The sequence below is a fragment of the Lentzea roselyniae genome (assembly GCF_039537795.1).
GTDB lineage: Bacteria > Actinomycetota > Actinomycetes > Mycobacteriales > Pseudonocardiaceae > Lentzea > Lentzea atacamensis.
In genome coordinates this window covers 90,030-105,212 of sequence record NZ_BAABBE010000011.1, presented here as the reverse complement: position 1 = coordinate 105,212, position 15,183 = coordinate 90,030, and the positions used below count along the sequence as shown (strand labels likewise).

Sequence of the window (15,183 nt, the reverse complement as noted above, 5' to 3'; positions counted from 1 at the left end):
CATGGGGTCGGTGAGGCAGGTACAGGTCACGTTCGACTGCGCGGAACCCGTGCGCGTCGGCAAGTTCTGGTGCGAGGTGCTGGGGTACGTCGGGCCGGATGAGCACGACGACTCGTGGTACGCGGCCAGTGATCCCTCCGGGGTGGGTCCGCGGCTGTACTTCCAGCGCGTGCCCGAGGGCAAGATCGTCAAGAACCGGGTGCACCTCGACGTGCGGGTCGGCACCGGGCTGGTGGGCGAGGAGCGTCTCGCCGCGCTCGAGGCCGAGTGCGCACGGCTGGTCCCGCTCGGAGCGGTGCGTGGGCAGCTGCTGCTCGCCGATGGCGAGAACGAGTCGTGCCTCAACATGCAGGACGTCGAGGGCAACGAGTTCTGTCTCGACTGACACATCTTTCGGGGCCCTGAGAGCCGAGCCCGGAATCAGGGTCGGGTTCCGGGTGGTCACCGATGTGCGGGACGTTCGTCTCGACGAATCTTGAGCCATGACGAACAACGTGCTCAACGAAGCGACGAGTCAGGTCAAGAAGCTCCGCCGCAGCCGGAGCGACAAGATGATCGCCGGTGTCTGCGGTGGCGTGGCCAAGATGATCGGGGTGGACGCCGCGATCCTGCGGATCATCCTGGTGGCGGCGACGCTGCTCGGGTTCGGCACCGGAGCGATCCTCTACGTCGCCGCCTGGATCCTCATGCCCGAGGAAGACGCTGCGATGTGATCACCGTGGAAAACCGGGAACACCAGGGAGTCGTTGCCAGGGGTGGGGTCCGCTGAGGGGCCGGTACTCCACCCCGAGGGCATCGAGCCTGGGCAGATGGTGCTCCGCCAGCCGTGCCACGAAGTCCGGATCCTTCTCCGCCGGTGACCACATGACCTCGGCGAACGCGGCCAGCCTCGGGAACGCCGCGTAGTCCACCCGCCGGGCGGAGTCCAGGTGCTCGGTCCAGATGTTCGCCTGCGCCCCCAGCAACCGTCCGGGTTCTTCACCCGTGAGCCCGGCAGGCACCGGATCCCACGCGTAGACGTCCTCCAGCGTGGTCACGGTCCCCACCGGAATCGGCTCGTCCGGTGAGTCGGACTGCCGGTAGTCCAGATAGACGTGCTGCTCCGGACACATCACCACGTCGTGGCCCTCGCGCATCGCCGTGACGCCGCCCTCGACACCGCGCCACGAGGCGACGATCGTGCCGACCGGCAGCGGACCCGACTCCAGGATCTCGTCCCACCCGTACGGCCGCCGCCCGCTGCGCACGATGTGCCGCGCGATCGCCCGCACCAGCTCGCCGTCGTGGCCGGGAGCCTCGTCGCCGCCGAGCCCGATGATCTCGCCGGGGAACACGTCCATCAGCTCGTCGAACACGGTCCGAAAGAAGTCCACGGTGGACTCTTCGGTGTTCAGCACGCGTTCGTTGATGCCCCAGTCCGTCCACACGCCGCCGCCGTGCAGGCCCAGCTCGGGATACGCCGCGATGGCCGCCTGCGAGTGGCCGGGGATGTCGATCTCGGGAATCACGACGACGTGCCGCGCCCGTGCGTACTCGACGATCTCCCGCAGGTCGTCCTGCGTGTAGAAACCGCCGTGCGGGCGGCCCGCCATCCCGCCGGAGCGCCGGTCGCCGAACCGCGAGTCCTCCCGCCACGCCCCGACCTCCGTGAGCTTCGGGTAGCGCTTCACCTCGAAGCGCCAGCCCTGGTCGTCGGTGAGGTGCAGGTGCAGGACGTTGAGCTTGTGCACGGACAGCAGCTCGACGTACCGCAGCACCTCCCGTTTGGGCAGGAAGTGCCGCGCCACGTCCAGCATCACGCCACGCCAGGCGAACCGCGGGTGGTCGACGATCTCGCACGCCGGGATGACGGACGGTCGCTCGCCCGCCGCCCGGAACGCCTGCGCGCCCAGCAGCTGCCGCAGGGTCTGCAGCGCGTTCATCTCGCCGGCCGCGTCGTGCGCCTCGATCAGCACGCCGTCGTCGGACGACAGCAGGCGATAGCCGCCGGGTGGCCCGTCGACGAGAACCGTTTCCCAGCCCCGGTACTCGCACAGCCTGCCGCCGTCCACATAGGACACCGGGCGCGGGAGGAGGTTCATCCCTTCACCGCCCCTGCCAGTCCGGACACCAGGCGGCGCTGCACCAGCATGAAGAAGATCAGCACCGGGATCGTCATCAGCGTGGAGCCCGCCATGATCGCACCCCAATCGTTCTGGTCGGGTTTGACGAACACCTGAAGAGCCAGCGGCAGGGTCTGGTTCTCCACGGCCGAGATGATGAACGTCTTGGCGAACAGGAAGTCGTTCCAGGCGTGGATGAACGACAGCACGGACGTCGCGACCAGGCCCGGCGCCACCAGCGGGAACAGCACCTGCCAGAGGAACCGGAACCGCGAGGCGCCGTCCAGGGTCGCGGCCTCCTCCAGCTCCACCGGCACCGCGGCGACGAACCCGCGCAGCATCCAGATCGCGAACGGCAGGCTGAACGCCAGGTGCACCAGCACGAGTGAGCCGAGGTGGTTGAGGCCGAACGCCGGCACGGAGTCGCCGACCGACCGCATCAGGAAGAACAGCGGCACCGTCAACGCCTCGACCGGCACCATCTGCACGACCAGCAGCATGATCAGCAGCGTGGTGCGGCTGCGGAACCGGAAGCGGGTCAGCGCGGTCGCGGCGAGGAACGAGATCAGGATGCTCAGCGCCACCACGATCAACGCGACGACCACGCTGTTCAGGAAGTAGCGCCCGAAGTTCGCGACGGTCAGCGCCCGCGTGAAGCTGTCCAGCGTGGGCCGGGTCGTCCACGGCACCGGATCGGCCGAGATGATCTCGTCCTCCGGCTTGAACGCGCTCAGCACCATCCAGAACAGCGGAAACGCCACGACTCCCGCGATGACGAGGACGAACCCCTCGGTCAGCCAGCGCTTCACAGAGCCTCCCCCGACCGCCGCAGCGCGCGGAGGTAGAACAGCGTGATCACCAGCAGCAGCACGGTCATCACGACACCGATCGCCGCGCCCAGCCCGTACTCCGACGCCGCGAACGCCTGCTGGTAGGCGTAGACGTTGAGCACGAGGTTGCGCCCGGCGATGCCGCCGCCGTTGGTCATCACGTAGATCTGCGTGAACACCTTGAAGTCCCAGATGATCGACTGGATCGTCACCACGAGGATGATCGGCCGCAGCAACGGCAGGGTGACGCTCCACGCCGTGCGGAACGCCGACGCGCCGTCCAGTGCCGCGGCCTCCAGCACCTCGCCGGGGATCGCCTTGATGCCCGCGTAGAGCGTCACCATGACGAACGGGAACGAGCACCAGATCACCTGTGCCGCAACGAGTCCGAACGCGGTCCACTTGTCGAACGTCCAGGAGAAGCCCTGGATGCCGAGGACCTCGTTGACGAACCCGAAGTTCGCGTCGAACAGGAAGAGCCAGATCGTCGACCCGGCGACGGCGGGTGTGGACCACGCGCCGAGCGCCGCCAGGAACAACGTCATCCGCACCCACGTCCTGACCCTCGTGGCCAGGATCGCGAGGAAAGCGCCCACGATCAGCGTGCCGACCACGCAGACCGCCGCGAAGGCGACGGTCTGCCCGAGCACCGTCCAGAACTGCTGGTTCCCCAGCAGGTTCTGGTAGTTGCCGAGGCCCAGGAAGGTGAGCGGCGCGCCACCGCTCACCTGCTCCTGGCCGTAGTCGTAGAGCGAGATGAGCACCAACTGGTAGATCGGGTAGGCCAGCAGGCCCGCCAGCACCAGCAGCGCTGGGGTCAGGTAGGCGAAGGCGGTCCGCCCCTGACCTCTGGCCGTCATGCTCACGATGCGAAGGCCGCGTTCATCGTCTGGGCGGCGCTCGCGGCGGCCGCGTCGACGTTCTTCGCGCCGGTGACGACCTCCTGGATCATCGTCGGCAGCACGGTCTGCGCCTCGATCTTCGCCCACGCCGGGGTGACGGGAACGAACTTCGTGCCGGACTGCAGGGTCTTCGTGAACGGCTCCAGGAACTTGTCGGAGTCGCTGACCTGCTTCTGCACGTCGCTGAACGTCGGCAGGTTGCCCATCGCCGTGTACATCTTCTGCTGGTACTTCTTCGACGCGAGCAGCTGCACGAACTCGTTCGCGAGCGTCTTGCGCTGCGTGCCCTTCATGACGCCCAGCAGGTTGCCGCCGGCGAACGCGGGCGCGATCGAACCCGCGGTCTTGCCGGGCAGCGGCACCACCGCGTACTTGCCGGCCGCACTCGACGCGTCCACGGACTTCCGGTTGAAGTCGCCGCCGATGGTCATCGCGGCCTTGCCGGCGCGGAACGCCTCGACGCTCGCGTCACCGCCGTTGCCCGCGCAGGTGGCGGGCGGGCAGATGTCGTCCTTGATCAGCTCGGCGTACTTGGCGACACCGGCCTTGGCCTCGGCGCTGTCGATGGTGGCGGTGAACTTGCCGCCGTCCTGTTTGGCGATCTCGCCGCCGTTGGCCCAGATGAACGGCAGCGCGGCGAACAGGTACTTGCCGCCGGCGGAGATGCCGATGAGCTCGGGCTTGCGCTGCCTGATCTGGCGGGCCAACGGCGCGATCTCGTCCAGCGTCGCCGGCGGCTTGAGGCCGAGCTCGGCGAAGACGTCAGTGCGGTAGTAGAGCGCGCGGACGCCCACGAACCACGGCACACCGTAGGTCTTGCCGTCGACCTTGGCCGTGTCGAGGATCGTCGGGACCAGGTCCTTGGACTCGCTCCAACCGTTGAGGTCGAGCTCGGAGAAGCCGCCGGCGGAGACGTAGCCCGCGAGGTCGGTGTTGCCGAACTCGGCGACGTCCGGCGCGCTCTTCGGGTCGCTGAAGGCGGCCTTGAAGCGTTCCGCCCTGCTCGACACCTGGATGTACTGCACGTCGACGGTGACGCCGTTGTGCTTGCCCTGGAACTCGGAGATCGCCTCCTTGACCACGGCTTCCTTGGGACCGCGGTTGACCTCGTCGAACAGCCAGACCCGCAGTTGCCCGGTCTTCTCGTCGGTGCTGGTGTTCGTCGGTCCGGACTGCACCGGTGCGCAGGCGACCACCGCGCCCACGCCCAGCACGGCCACGAGTGTCTTCAGCCTCATCGCGCCCTCCGCATTGCACATGTTGCAACGGCCATTTCACAGGAAGCAACGTGACTGTAGAACGGTCTGGGTCAAGGGTCTAGACCAGACGGTTGACCCATTCCCGAACCGATGCCATCTCGACCGGCGACTCCCAGCCCGCCGGGCGGACAGCGCTGCCGACGTGGAAGCCCGTCACGCCCGCTGCCAGCAGTTCCGGCACGTGGTGCTGCTGGAGACCACCACCGACGAGCAGTGCGGGAGGCGCCTGGGCGACGAGTTCCTTCAGGTTCCCGAGACCGTCCTCGACGCCCTTCGGACTGCCGGCGGCGAGGACCGTGTCGCAGCCGAGCGTCTTCACGATCCCCCACGAACGGAAGACGTCGTTGGAGTTGTCGAGCGCGCGGTGGAACGTCCACGCGCAGCCCTCCAGCTCGGCGACGAGGTTCAGCGTGACGCCCTCGTCGATCTCACCCCCGGCGTCGAGGAAGCCGAGGACGAACTCCGTGGCGCCGGCTTCACGCAGCTCCCAGGCCTGCCTGCGCAGCTGCTTGAGGTTGCCGGGCGCGAACCCCTTGGCGTCCCTGAGCATCACGCGAATGGGAAGGTCGGTGCTGTTCCGCACCTCTTTGAAGGTGGCGATCGACGGGGTGAGGCCGTCGGAGGCCATGTCCGAGACCAGCTCCAGCCGGTGCGCGCCACCCTCTTGGGCAGCCTCGGCGTCCGTCGCGTTCAGTGCGATCACTTCGAGAATCGGCATGGTCTAGACCATAACGGCCGCTGAAACGCGGCTGCTGAATGTGCTTTCGCGAATTCGGAGCCGCGCCGCCGGTTCGTGCGTCAGAAGCTGTATCTGGTCGCCTGAGTTCCGCTCTTTCTGTGTGAGCGCTTTGTTCAGGCGTGGAGTTCGCGTCAGCCGGTTCGAGGGGTGCCGGCTGGCGCGGCTCCCACCATGGCGGCCCGTGATGCGGAGGGGGAATCACGGGCCGCTGGCGTGCCCAGGGAAAGATGAGGTCGGCTGCGGCGGTGATACTGGTCCAATCGAGTGAATTTTGTATCTACCGCTCAGTTAGCCCTTCATGAGTTGGCGGACGGCGCTGACAGGGCGGCCGATCGGAGGTGCTGGCGTGGACGAGCTGCACACGGCGGATGACCGTCCGCCGTGGGACGGACTTGAGGGCACCGAACGGCACGCGGTGTGTGTGGCAGCCGCGCGCGAAGGCAACCGCGACGCACTGGACGTCCTGGTGACCGAGCTGACCCCACTGCTGTGGCACGTAGCCCGCGGCCAGGGCCTGGACAGGGCCGCCGCGGAAGACGTCGTGCAGACCGTGTGGCTCGCGTTCTTGAAGAACATCGAGAACATCAACGAGCCCAAAGCCCTGGTCGGCTACCTGGTGGTCACAACGAGGCGTGAAGCACGCCGAACCTGGACACCCAACAAGCGTGAGACGCACCTGTCCGACGAATACGCCGAACAGCTCGAGTCCGACACCGGCCTGCCCGAGGACGTGACGCTGATGGACGACCGCGACCGCAGGCTGTGGCTCGCGTTCGGCCGGCTGACCACCAGGTGCCAGGAACTGCTCCGGCTCACCGTGCTCGCGGGGCGCGCCGAGTACCGGGCAGTCGCCGAGGCCCTCGCCATGCCCCACGGCAGCATCGGTCCGACCAGGGGACGGTGCCTGACACTGCTGCGCAACTACCTGGAGACGGAAGGAGGATCGCGGTGAACGAGATCGACCCGCGCGACGACCGCAGGGGCCTTGAGGACACCGCAGTCCTCTCCGAGTTGAACAGGCTCGTCGACGAACTGGACCCGCCACCGGCCGACCTGGTGGACCGCGTGAAGTTCGCGATCGCTTTGGAATCCCTGGACGTGGAAGTCGCCCGGTGGGAGCGTGCCGGGTCGTTCGCCGGGGTGCGGGGCGGCCAGACCGGCACCATCACGTTCACCGTGGACAACCTGACGTTGATGGTGAACTTCACCTCCACCGGGTCCCGCCACCGGATCGACGGATGGCTGGTTCCCGCCGGGGAGCACACGGTCGAGGTCCGAGTCGCCGATCACAAGTCCTCGTGCACTCGTGCGGACGACGGCGGGCGGTTCGTGCTGCCCGACGTGCCGGCCGGAACCACCCAGATCCTGGTGCACCTGGTGGATTCGCACGGGGAGCCTGGGCGGACCGTGGTCACGCCGACGATCATGCTGTGAGTTTGTGGCGGTGTTGACTGGGGTTTCTGGGGTTTGCGGCGGTAGGGCTTGTAGGCGTGGTCGGCACCGTGCGGGGGTTGGCTTGCTGCAGGTTCGGCGCCTTCCTGCGTGCTTGCGTGGGCATTGACGAGCCGGGTCATTTCATCGCCGCTTCGCGACGATTGCGATTGGGGCTTGACTTCGGGGCCCTTGCGAGGCGCTCATCGGCCTATAAAAGCCGGGCATGTAAAGCGCCCGGCCGATCCGAACACGGTAGCACCTCGCACCCAAAGTCAAGCCTCAATCGCCAGCGTACGTGGGCGCGTAGGGCGGTCGGGTGCGGTAATTACCGCTTGCACGGCGTGGAATTGCCCTGTCCGGCTCGGCTTCGCCATCGCGGTTGTTTTCGAGGGGCGCCACGGCTTCGCCTTGCGGTTGGTTCCTGGGCCCAGCTTCACCTTTGCGGCTGCTTCCTGTCCTCGGCGTCGCCTTTGCCTTTGCCGCGCGCGGGATTTTCGGGTCGGCGTGATCTCGCGACTCAGCAGCGCGGCGTGGATGACCATTTCCTTGCGGTTTTCCGGTCCCAGCGGACCGCGCGCCACAACACGTGCGGCAAATCCTTGTAGCCGAGTTCGGCCGGGGCCCCGCGCCGATCCAACTCTGCGATCTTCTGCATGACCGAATGTTCGCGAATCCGGATTTCCGTCACCTCGTCGACGATGCCGCGTAGCAGCTCGTCGGTGGAGAGGGGTCCGGTGTCGCTCACGTTTTCTAATCTACCGCAAGATCACAAGAAAATAACAGGTCACGGCATACCACCCTAGTGGCGAAGCGAAGCGAGCCGTAAAGGGCAATGTACCGCCGCCCAACCGGTAATTCCCGCACCCGACCCAACAAACGCAACCACGCACGCTGGCGATTGGGGCTTGACTTTGGATGCGAGGCTCTACCGTCTTCGGATCGGCCGGACGCTCCTATGCCCGGCTTTATAGGCCGATGAGCGCCTCGCAAGGGCCCCGGAGTCAAGCCCCAATCGCAATTGTCGCGAAGCGGCGATGAAATGTGACCCGGCTCGAAACGGCCCATGCAACCACGCTGGAACAGAACCCTGAGGACACCGAAAGGCCCGGCCCACCAAAGGCGAACCGGGCCAATCAGTCGACCTGAAGCCTGGACTCAGAAGTCCATGCCACCGGCGTCCGGCGCGGCCGGAGCAGCGTTCTTCTCCGGCTTGTCCGCGACGACAGCCTCGGTCGTCAGGAACAGGGCCGCGATGGAGGCCGCGTTCTGCAGCGCGGAACGGGTCACCTTGGCCGGGTCGATGATGCCCGCGGCGACCAGGTCCTTGTACTCGCCGGTCGCGGCGTCCAGGCCCTCGCCCGCAGGCAGGGACTTGACGCGCTCGACCACGACGCCGCCTTCGAGGCCGGCGTTGATGGCGATCTGCTTCAGCGGCGCCTCGACGGCGACCTTGACGATGTTGGCACCGGTGGCCTCGTCGCCGGTCAGGCGCAGGCCCGCGAAGGCAGCCTCGGCGGCCTGCAGCAGCGCAACGCCACCACCGGCGACGATGCCCTCTTCAACCGCAGCCTTGGCGTTGCGGACCGCGTCTTCGATGCGGTGCTTGCGCTCCTTGAGCTCGACCTCGGTGGCCGCGCCCGCCTTGATGACGGCGACGCCGCCGGCGAGCTTGGCGAGGCGCTCCTGGAGCTTCTCGCGGTCGTAGTCGGAGTCCGACTTCTCGATCTCGGCGCGGATCTGGTTGACGCGACCCTGGATCTGGTCGGCGTCACCGGCACCCTCGACGATGGTCGTCTCGTCCTTGGTGACGACGACCTTGCGGGCCTTGCCCAGCAGCGAGATGTCGGCGTTCTCCAGCTTCAGGCCGACGTCCTCGGTGATGACCTGGCCACCGGTGAGGGTGGCGATGTCCTGGAGGATGGCCTTGCGGCGGTCACCGAATCCGGGCGCCTTGACGGCGACGGACTTGAACGTGCCGCGGATCTTGTTGACGACCAGCGTGGCCAGGGCCTCGCCCTCGACGTCCTCGGAGATGATCAGCAGCGGCTTGCCGGACTGCATGACCTTCTCGAGCAGCGGGAGCAGGTCCTTGACCGTGGAGATCTTGGAGCCGAACAGCAGGATGTACGGGTCCTCGAGGGTCGCTTCCTGACGCTCGGGGTCGGTCACGAAGTAACCGGAGATGTAACCCTTGTCGAAGCGCATACCTTCGGTGAGCTCCAGCTCGAGCCCGAGGGTGTTGCTCTCCTCGACGGTGATGACGCCTTCCTTGCCGACCTTGTCCATCGCCTCGGCGATGAGCTCGCCGATCGTGGGGTCAGCGGCGGAGATGGACGCGGTAGCAGCGATCTGCTCCTTCGTCTCGATCTCCTTGGCGGCCTTCAGGAGCTGCTCGGCGACAGCCTCGACGGCCTGCTCGATGCCGCGCTTGAGGCCGAGCGGGTTCGCACCCGCGGCCACGTTGCGCAGGCCCTCGCGGACCAGAGCCTGTGCCAGCACCGTCGCGGTGGTGGTGCCGTCACCCGCGACGTCGTCGGTCTTCTTCGCGACCTCCTTGACGAGCTCGGCCCCGATCTTCTCCCACGGGTCCTCGAGCTCGATCTCCTTCGCGATGGAGACACCATCGTTGGTGATGGTCGGCGCGCCCCACTTCTTCTCGAGCACGACGTTGCGGCCCTTGGGGCCGAGCGTCACCTTGACGGCGTCAGCGAGGATGTTCATCCCGCGCTCGAGACCGCGACGGGCTTCCTCGTCGAACGCAATCATCTTGGCCATTGCGGTGTGTTCCTCCGCCTTTGTGGATTCTGGGCCACTGCGGGCGCACGCCCACAGCGGAACACGGTGCGAGTGGCCAGGCTCGGTGCCCGCGACGGACGACTCCCCCGTTGATCACGAGGGTGCCTCACCGTCCCAGCCTCACTGCTTTGGCACTCGGGTGAGCCGAGTGCTAAGTCGTGTTTAGCACTCGGGCACGGCGAGTGCAAGCGAACCCCGGCGAACGTCAGCGTGACGTGCGCACCGGCACAGAGGTCGGCAGCGGCTTCTTCGACGTCGACTCGTCGTCGAGCTGCAGCGTCGGCGAGGAGTTCGTCTTGGGCTGGCGCGCGGGCTCGTCACCGGGCGACAGGATGATCACCACGATGACGATCACCACGATCGCCGCCGCAGCGGCGATGACCGGCGCGAACCACACCGGCCGTTCCTTCTTCGACGCCGTGAAGGCGCTCACGCCCACCTGGTTCGGCGGACGCAACCGGACGGGGTCGGCGAGCGGCTGCTGACCGAAGGCGCCCTGGTACGGACCCTGTTGCACGGGCGTCGGCCCGGACACCGGCGACTGCACGGGAATCGAGCCGGACGCGGGGCCGAGTTGAGTGGGAGCCGAGCTTTGCGCGACCCCGGCGAGAGCCACACGCGCAGCGGCGATGAGCTCCGCGCAGTTCGCGTACCGCTGCGACGGGTCCTTCGAGGTGCCCTTGCGGATCACGTCGTCGATGACCGGCGGCAACGCCACGAGCTGGGACAACGGCGGAACGGTCTGGCCGAGGTGGCCCTGGATGACCTTCTGCACGCCGCCCTGGAACGGCGGACGGCCGGAGAGGCACGCGAAGAGCATGCAGGCCAGCGCGTACTGGTCGGTGCGGCCGTCGACGGGCTCGCCGCGCAGGTGCTCCGGCGCCGCGTAGGTCGGCGAACCGAGGAAATCACCCGTTCGAGTGCGGTGGCCGGTGGCGCCGCGGCGGGTGAGGCCGAAGTCGGCGACGTAGACGTGCTCGCGCACGCCTTCCTTGGTCGTCACGAGGACGTTGGCCGGCTTCACGTCGAGGTGCACGAGGCCCTTGCCGTGCAACATGTCGAGCGCTTCGGCGACCTGGGCGAGCAGGGTCAGCGTGCGGGCAGGGGTGAGCGGCCCCTCCTTGATGTGCCCGGAGAGGTCCTGGCCGTCGACCAGCCGCATCGCGATGTAGAGCAGGCCGTCGACCTCGTCGAAGTCGTACAGCGGCACGATGTTCGCGTGGTCGATGGCGGAGGTGTTGCGCGCCTCGTCGACGAACCGCTCGCGGAACTCCGCGTCGGGTGCGAGGTGCTCACCGATGACCTTGAGCGCGACTTTCCTGCCAAGTCTCACGTCAGTGGCCTTGTAGGTCACGCTCATGCCACCGCGACCGAGCACGCCGTCGATCCGGTAGTGCGCGATCCGCCGTCCGCTCAGGTCCTCTGACACGCGAGGCAGCCTAACGCCCGCGCAGATCACCGTGCTGAGGGTTGGTCAAAGAGTGATGCTCACGCCTTTCGCACGTCCGACGCCTGGCTGCGTCCGTCCCGTCCGGCCTGCACCTCGAACTCCACCCGGTCGCCCTCGCTGAGGGTCCGGAAGCCTTCCATCTGGATCGCCGAGTAGTGCACGAACACGTCGGGCCCGCCATCGGTTGCGATGAAGCCGTATCCCTTTTCGGAGTTGAACCACTTGACGGTACCGAGAGCCAAGGCGTCCTCCTTCAGATCACGCAAAGAGCAGAACGCAACGCTAAAAGAAGAAAAGTCACTCGGATACCTCCTTACGGAGTCATGAACGAAAGCTGACTCCGTTGGCGCGCAACCAGGTGGTGAGCCGGCGGGGTCCGCGCGTCTGGGTCAGCACGGCACCGGGACCTGCGAAGTCGAACACCAGGCCCTCACCGGTGTGAATGGATTGCGCCGCATCGGGTACGGACGGGCGAAGACGGCATTGCACGGTGTCCGCGAACGCCATCACGTGGTCGCTGCTGATCGTCACGGCCTCGCCCGCCTCCAGCGTCACGAGATCGAGCGCGCCGTAACAGGAGAGCACCACACCGCCCTTGCCGTGCGCGTAGTTCAGGAAACCTTCGAGGCCGCCGAAGAGCGCCTGCAACGGCGGCGCCTCTGGATTCATCGCCACCGTGCTGCTCGACGCGACCCAGCCGAGCCGGGAGACGCACCAGCCGTGCGTGCCGTCGAGCTCGACGAGGTGCAGGTCGCCGGGCAGCACGGGCGCCGTGTCCACCCAGCCGCCCTCCGCGCCCGCCGTGCACAGCGCGACCGCCTTGGCACCGGCGCCCTTCACGTCGACCGAGAGGCCGTAGCTCGTGGCCACCACGGTGACCGGGTCGACCAGCACCATCTCTCCGGGCGCGAGCACGAGCCTCGCCACGCCGAACGTCGGTGTGTGCCGGGTCCGGACCTGCACGAGCAACACCTCCGGGGACGAACTGGTCCAGGCGATCGTCACGATCACCTCGTCTTGGCAGTATGCAGTCGTGTCCCCCACCACAGTCGCCGAACACCGCCAGCGCGTCGCGGAGCTCGTCGGGCTGATGCCCGTGCTGCAGCTCACGCTCGACGAGTGCCTCGGGCTCGTGCTCGCCGCCGACGTCATCGCGCCCGTTTCCCTGCCGCCGTTCGACAACTCCGCGATGGACGGGTACGCCGTCCGCGCCGCCGACCTCGCGGGGACGATCCCGGTCCGCCTCCCCGTGGCCGACGACATCCCCGCGGGCCGGACGCAGCTCAACCCGCTCGAGCCCGGCACCGTCCAGCGGATCATGACCGGCGCCCCGGTCCCGCCGGGTGCGGACGCGGTGATCCAGGTCGAGCTGACCGACGGCGGCACCGAGACGGTGACGATCAACGCGTCCGTCGCGGAGGGCACGAACATCCGGACCGCGGGCGACGACGTGCAGAAGGGTGACCCGGTGCTGGTCGCCGGCACCGTGCTGCGCCCGGCCCAGCTCGGTCTCGCGTCGGCGCTCGGGCTCGCGGAGCTGCCGGTGCGCCGCCGTCCGCGGGTGCTGATCCTGTCCACGGGCTCCGAGCTGGTCGAACCCGGCCGGCCGCTGCAGCCCGGTCAGATCTACGAGTCGAACGGCATGATGCTCGCCTCTTCCGTGCGGGAAGCGGGAGGCATCGCCGTGCAACTGCGGTTCGTGCCCGACGACGTGGACGCCTTCCACCGCGCACTGGCGCCGTACCTCGGCTCCGTGGACGTGATCGTGACGTCCGGCGGGGTCAGCGCGGGCGCGTACGAGGTGGTCAAGGACGCCCTCGTCAGCCACGACGTGCGGTTCACGAAGGTCGCCATGCAGCCAGGAGGGCCGCAGGGTGCGGGCACCTACGAGGGCGTGCCGGTGCTGACCCTGCCGGGCAACCCGGTGAGCGCGCAGGTGTCGTTCGAGGTCTTCGTGCGTCCCGCGCTGCTCAGGTCGATGGGGCACGCTCAGGTCGAACGGCCGTCCGCGCGGGCAACCGTGACGACCACGCTGACGTCTCCTGCTGGTAAGACGCAGTTCCGGCGCGGCCTGTACGACCCGTCGTCCGGTCAGGTCGTGACGCCGGTCGGCGGCCCGGGGTCGCACCTGCTGTCGGCGCTCGCGCTGTCGAACTGCCTGATCGAGGTGCCGCAGGACGTGACGGAGCTGGCGGCGGGAGCCGAGGTCACCGTCAGATACCTGCAGTAGAAGGGCGGCTGGGGGATGCGAGCCGTACTCGCGCTGGTGATGCTCGCCGGGTTCTTCGTGCTCGGTGCCGCACTCACGGCCTTTCTGGTCGTGGTCTCGGTCTGGCGGTTCCGGATCGGCGACTTCCAGGGCGGCGGCTGGATGGCGTTCTTCGCCGCGAGCGTCGCCGTGCCGATGCTGTGGGCGGTGCTGCGCGCGATCTTCGCCAGGCCGGCGCCGACCGGGGTCCCGATGACCCGCGCGGCGCATCCCGAGCTGTGGCGGCACGTCGACGAGCTGGCGGCGCTCGCGGGTACCCGCAGCCCCGACGACGTCCGGCTGATCCCGGAAGCGAACGCGGGCGTCTGGGAACGCCGTGGCACCCGCTACCTGCAGCTCGGCCTGCCGCTGGTGGCCGGGTTGTCGATCGGCGAGCTGCGGTCCGTTCTCGCGCACGAGCTCGGCCACTACGGCGGCGGGCACACGCAGGTGTCCGCGGTGACGTTCCGCGCGAAGGTCGCCCTGGAGCTCGCGGTCAACCAGGGCGACTTCATGCGGCTGCTGTACGGGTGGGCAAAGCTGTACGCGCTGGTCGCAGCATCGGAGAGCCGGGAGCACGAGCGGTTCGCCGACGAGGTCGCAGTGGCCGCGGCGGGTCAGGAGGCGGCACGGCGGGCGTTGCTGCGGATCGGTCCGGTCGGCGAGGCGTGGAGCGACTACCTGCGCTGGTACGTCTCGCTCGCGGTCCTCGCGGGCCGCACCCCGCCGCTGGTCGAGGGCTTCCGCCACTACCTGGACCACCCGCGGCGCGTGCACCAGCTGCGCGAGCTGGAGCCGGTGCTGGCCGAGCAGGAGCCGACGTCGATCTTCGACAGCCATCCGCCGGTGCGTGAGCGGGTGGCCGCGATGGCGCTGCTGCCCTCCGTCTCCGCCGTGAGCCTCGACGAACGACCGGCGTGGACGTTGCTGGACGGCACGCCACCCGAGGCCGTGGCGGCGCTGATCGAGGTCGAGGGCCTGCCGATCACGTGGGAGGAGCTCGCCCCGCTGACCGGTCACGTGCTGGTCCGCCGCTACGCGGAAGCGTTGCGGCACGCCGGCCGGGTGAGCAAGGTCGGCGACACCCTCGCCGCCGTCCTGGCGTGCCTCGAACGCGGCGAACTGCACCGGTTGACCGGCAGGCCGGTCGACGCCTCACTGACGCCGGAGCAGGTGCACGAGGCTGCCGTCGACACCGTGACGGAACTCCTCGCCTGCGCGGTCGCCGACCAGCTCGTGACCGCGGGACGCGCCGTGCTGGAAATCAACTGGGGCGGGCTGTTCGCGCTGCGACTGCCGGACGGAGCTGCGGTCTATCCGGACGATCTCGTTGCTCCCGCCGTCCGTGATGCTTCCCGCGTCGCTGAAGTGCGGCTTCGTCTGCAGGCGATCGGCGTCGACGGACTGTGACGGAACGCTCACC

At 68.2% G+C, this 15,183-nt stretch carries 16 protein-coding genes; 6 read left to right on the top strand and 10 right to left on the bottom strand.

Annotated elements, in window-relative coordinates; translation table 11 throughout:
* Nucleotide 1: 1 nt before the first annotated feature.
* On the top strand, nt 2-385 hold the full coding sequence (locus ABFX45_RS21045) for a VOC family protein (protein WP_109631575.1): 384 nt from the start codon (nt 2-4) through the stop codon (nt 383-385).
* A 97-nt stretch (nt 386-482) separates the two neighbouring features.
* The gene (locus ABFX45_RS21040; RefSeq protein ID WP_109631571.1) at nt 483-713 is read left to right on the top strand and encodes a PspC domain-containing protein; all 231 of its coding nucleotides are present in this window, start codon (nt 483-485) and stop codon (nt 711-713) included.
* On the opposite strand, the gene ABFX45_RS21035 is transcribed toward ABFX45_RS21040, so the two are convergent.
* The 5 genes from ABFX45_RS21035 to ABFX45_RS21015 all read right to left on the bottom strand — a co-directional run bounded on the left by ABFX45_RS21035 (nt 714) and on the right by ABFX45_RS21015 (nt 5,811).
* Nucleotides 714-2,081, bottom strand: a complete 1,368-nt coding sequence (locus tag ABFX45_RS21035; protein WP_109631566.1) for a beta-N-acetylhexosaminidase — start codon at nt 2,079-2,081, stop codon at nt 714-716.
* On the bottom strand, nt 2,078-2,911 hold the full coding sequence (locus ABFX45_RS21030; RefSeq protein ID WP_233439172.1) for a carbohydrate ABC transporter permease: 834 nt from the start codon (nt 2,909-2,911) through the stop codon (nt 2,078-2,080). Before ABFX45_RS21030 ends, ABFX45_RS21035 begins: the two co-directional genes overlap by 4 nt.
* On the bottom strand, nt 2,908-3,792 hold the full coding sequence (locus tag ABFX45_RS21025; protein WP_109631563.1) for a carbohydrate ABC transporter permease: 885 nt from the start codon (nt 3,790-3,792) through the stop codon (nt 2,908-2,910). The genes ABFX45_RS21030 and ABFX45_RS21025 overlap by 4 nt, the downstream gene beginning before the upstream one ends.
* 2 nt (nt 3,793-3,794) lie before the next feature.
* Nucleotides 3,795-5,072, bottom strand: a complete 1,278-nt coding sequence (locus ABFX45_RS21020; RefSeq protein WP_109631559.1) for an extracellular solute-binding protein — start codon at nt 5,070-5,072, stop codon at nt 3,795-3,797.
* 79 nt (nt 5,073-5,151) lie between these two features.
* Complete coding sequence (locus tag ABFX45_RS21015) at nt 5,152-5,811, bottom strand: copper homeostasis protein CutC (protein WP_109631556.1); 660 nt, start codon at nt 5,809-5,811, stop codon at nt 5,152-5,154.
* Nucleotides 5,812-6,178: 367 nt separating this feature from the next.
* On the opposite strand from ABFX45_RS21015, the gene ABFX45_RS21010 reads away from it, so the two are divergent.
* Complete coding sequence (locus ABFX45_RS21010; protein WP_109631551.1) at nt 6,179-6,784, top strand: RNA polymerase sigma factor; 606 nt, start codon at nt 6,179-6,181, stop codon at nt 6,782-6,784.
* A gap of 5 nt (nt 6,785-6,789) precedes the next feature.
* Nucleotides 6,790-7,266 carry a carboxypeptidase regulatory-like domain-containing protein gene (locus tag ABFX45_RS21005; RefSeq protein ID WP_428834180.1) on the top strand — a complete coding sequence of 159 codons (477 nt, stop codon included), beginning with the start codon at nt 6,790-6,792 and terminating at the stop codon, nt 7,264-7,266.
* Nucleotides 7,267-7,783: 517 nt separating this feature from the next.
* Here ABFX45_RS21005 and ABFX45_RS21000 read toward each other — a convergent pair.
* The 5 genes from ABFX45_RS21000 to ABFX45_RS20980 all read right to left on the bottom strand — a co-directional run bounded on the left by ABFX45_RS21000 (nt 7,784) and on the right by ABFX45_RS20980 (nt 12,475).
* On the bottom strand, nt 7,784-8,011 hold the full coding sequence (locus ABFX45_RS21000; protein WP_346131742.1) for a hypothetical protein: 228 nt from the start codon (nt 8,009-8,011) through the stop codon (nt 7,784-7,786).
* 410 nt (nt 8,012-8,421) lie between these two features.
* Complete coding sequence (gene groL, locus ABFX45_RS20995; RefSeq protein WP_109631545.1) at nt 8,422-10,041, bottom strand: chaperonin GroEL; 1,620 nt, start codon at nt 10,039-10,041, stop codon at nt 8,422-8,424.
* Nucleotides 10,042-10,267: 226 nt separating this feature from the next.
* A complete protein-coding gene (locus tag ABFX45_RS20990) occupies nt 10,268-11,491 on the bottom strand; it encodes a protein kinase domain-containing protein (protein ID WP_346131741.1) in 1,224 nt (407 codons plus the stop codon).
* Between the two features lie 59 nt (nt 11,492-11,550).
* Nucleotides 11,551-11,754 carry a cold-shock protein gene (locus ABFX45_RS20985; RefSeq protein ID WP_065915056.1) on the bottom strand — a complete coding sequence of 68 codons (204 nt, stop codon included), beginning with the start codon at nt 11,752-11,754 and terminating at the stop codon, nt 11,551-11,553.
* A 79-nt stretch (nt 11,755-11,833) separates the two neighbouring features.
* Nucleotides 11,834-12,475, bottom strand: a complete 642-nt coding sequence (locus tag ABFX45_RS20980; protein WP_109633110.1) for an AIM24 family protein — start codon at nt 12,473-12,475, stop codon at nt 11,834-11,836.
* 70 nt (nt 12,476-12,545) lie between these two features.
* Here ABFX45_RS20980 and moeA point away from each other — a divergent pair, with 70 nt between their 5' ends.
* Both moeA and ABFX45_RS20970 read left to right on the top strand, forming a co-directional pair.
* Nucleotides 12,546-13,742: a molybdopterin molybdotransferase MoeA gene (gene moeA, locus ABFX45_RS20975; RefSeq protein ID WP_267900045.1), complete on the top strand. Its 1,197-nt coding sequence runs from the start codon at nt 12,546-12,548 to the stop codon at nt 13,740-13,742.
* A gap of 15 nt (nt 13,743-13,757) precedes the next feature.
* The gene (locus ABFX45_RS20970; protein ID WP_346131740.1) at nt 13,758-15,170 is read left to right on the top strand and encodes a M48 family metallopeptidase; all 1,413 of its coding nucleotides are present in this window, start codon (nt 13,758-13,760) and stop codon (nt 15,168-15,170) included.
* Nucleotides 15,171-15,183: the final 13 nt, after the last annotated feature.

Excerpts from the sequence above, each read along its gene's own strand:
- ABFX45_RS21045 (WP_109631575.1), top strand. The coding sequence starts at position 2 with ATGGGGTCGGTGAGGCAGGTACAGGTCACGTTCGACTGCGCGGAACCC.
- ABFX45_RS21040 (WP_109631571.1), top strand. The coding sequence starts at position 483 with ATGACGAACAACGTGCTCAACGAAGCGACGAGTCAGGTCAAGAAGCTC.
- ABFX45_RS21035 (WP_109631566.1), bottom strand. The coding sequence starts at position 2,081 with ATGAACCTCCTCCCGCGCCCGGTGTCCTATGTGGACGGCGGCAGGCTG.
- ABFX45_RS21025 (WP_109631563.1), bottom strand. The coding sequence starts at position 3,792 with ATGACGGCCAGAGGTCAGGGGCGGACCGCCTTCGCCTACCTGACCCCA.
- ABFX45_RS21020 (WP_109631559.1), bottom strand. The coding sequence starts at position 5,072 with ATGAGGCTGAAGACACTCGTGGCCGTGCTGGGCGTGGGCGCGGTGGTC.
- ABFX45_RS21015 (WP_109631556.1), bottom strand. The coding sequence starts at position 5,811 with ATGCCGATTCTCGAAGTGATCGCACTGAACGCGACGGACGCCGAGGCT.
- groL (WP_109631545.1), bottom strand. The coding sequence starts at position 10,041 with ATGGCCAAGATGATTGCGTTCGACGAGGAAGCCCGTCGCGGTCTCGAG.
- ABFX45_RS20970 (WP_346131740.1), top strand. The coding sequence starts at position 13,758 with ATGCGAGCCGTACTCGCGCTGGTGATGCTCGCCGGGTTCTTCGTGCTC.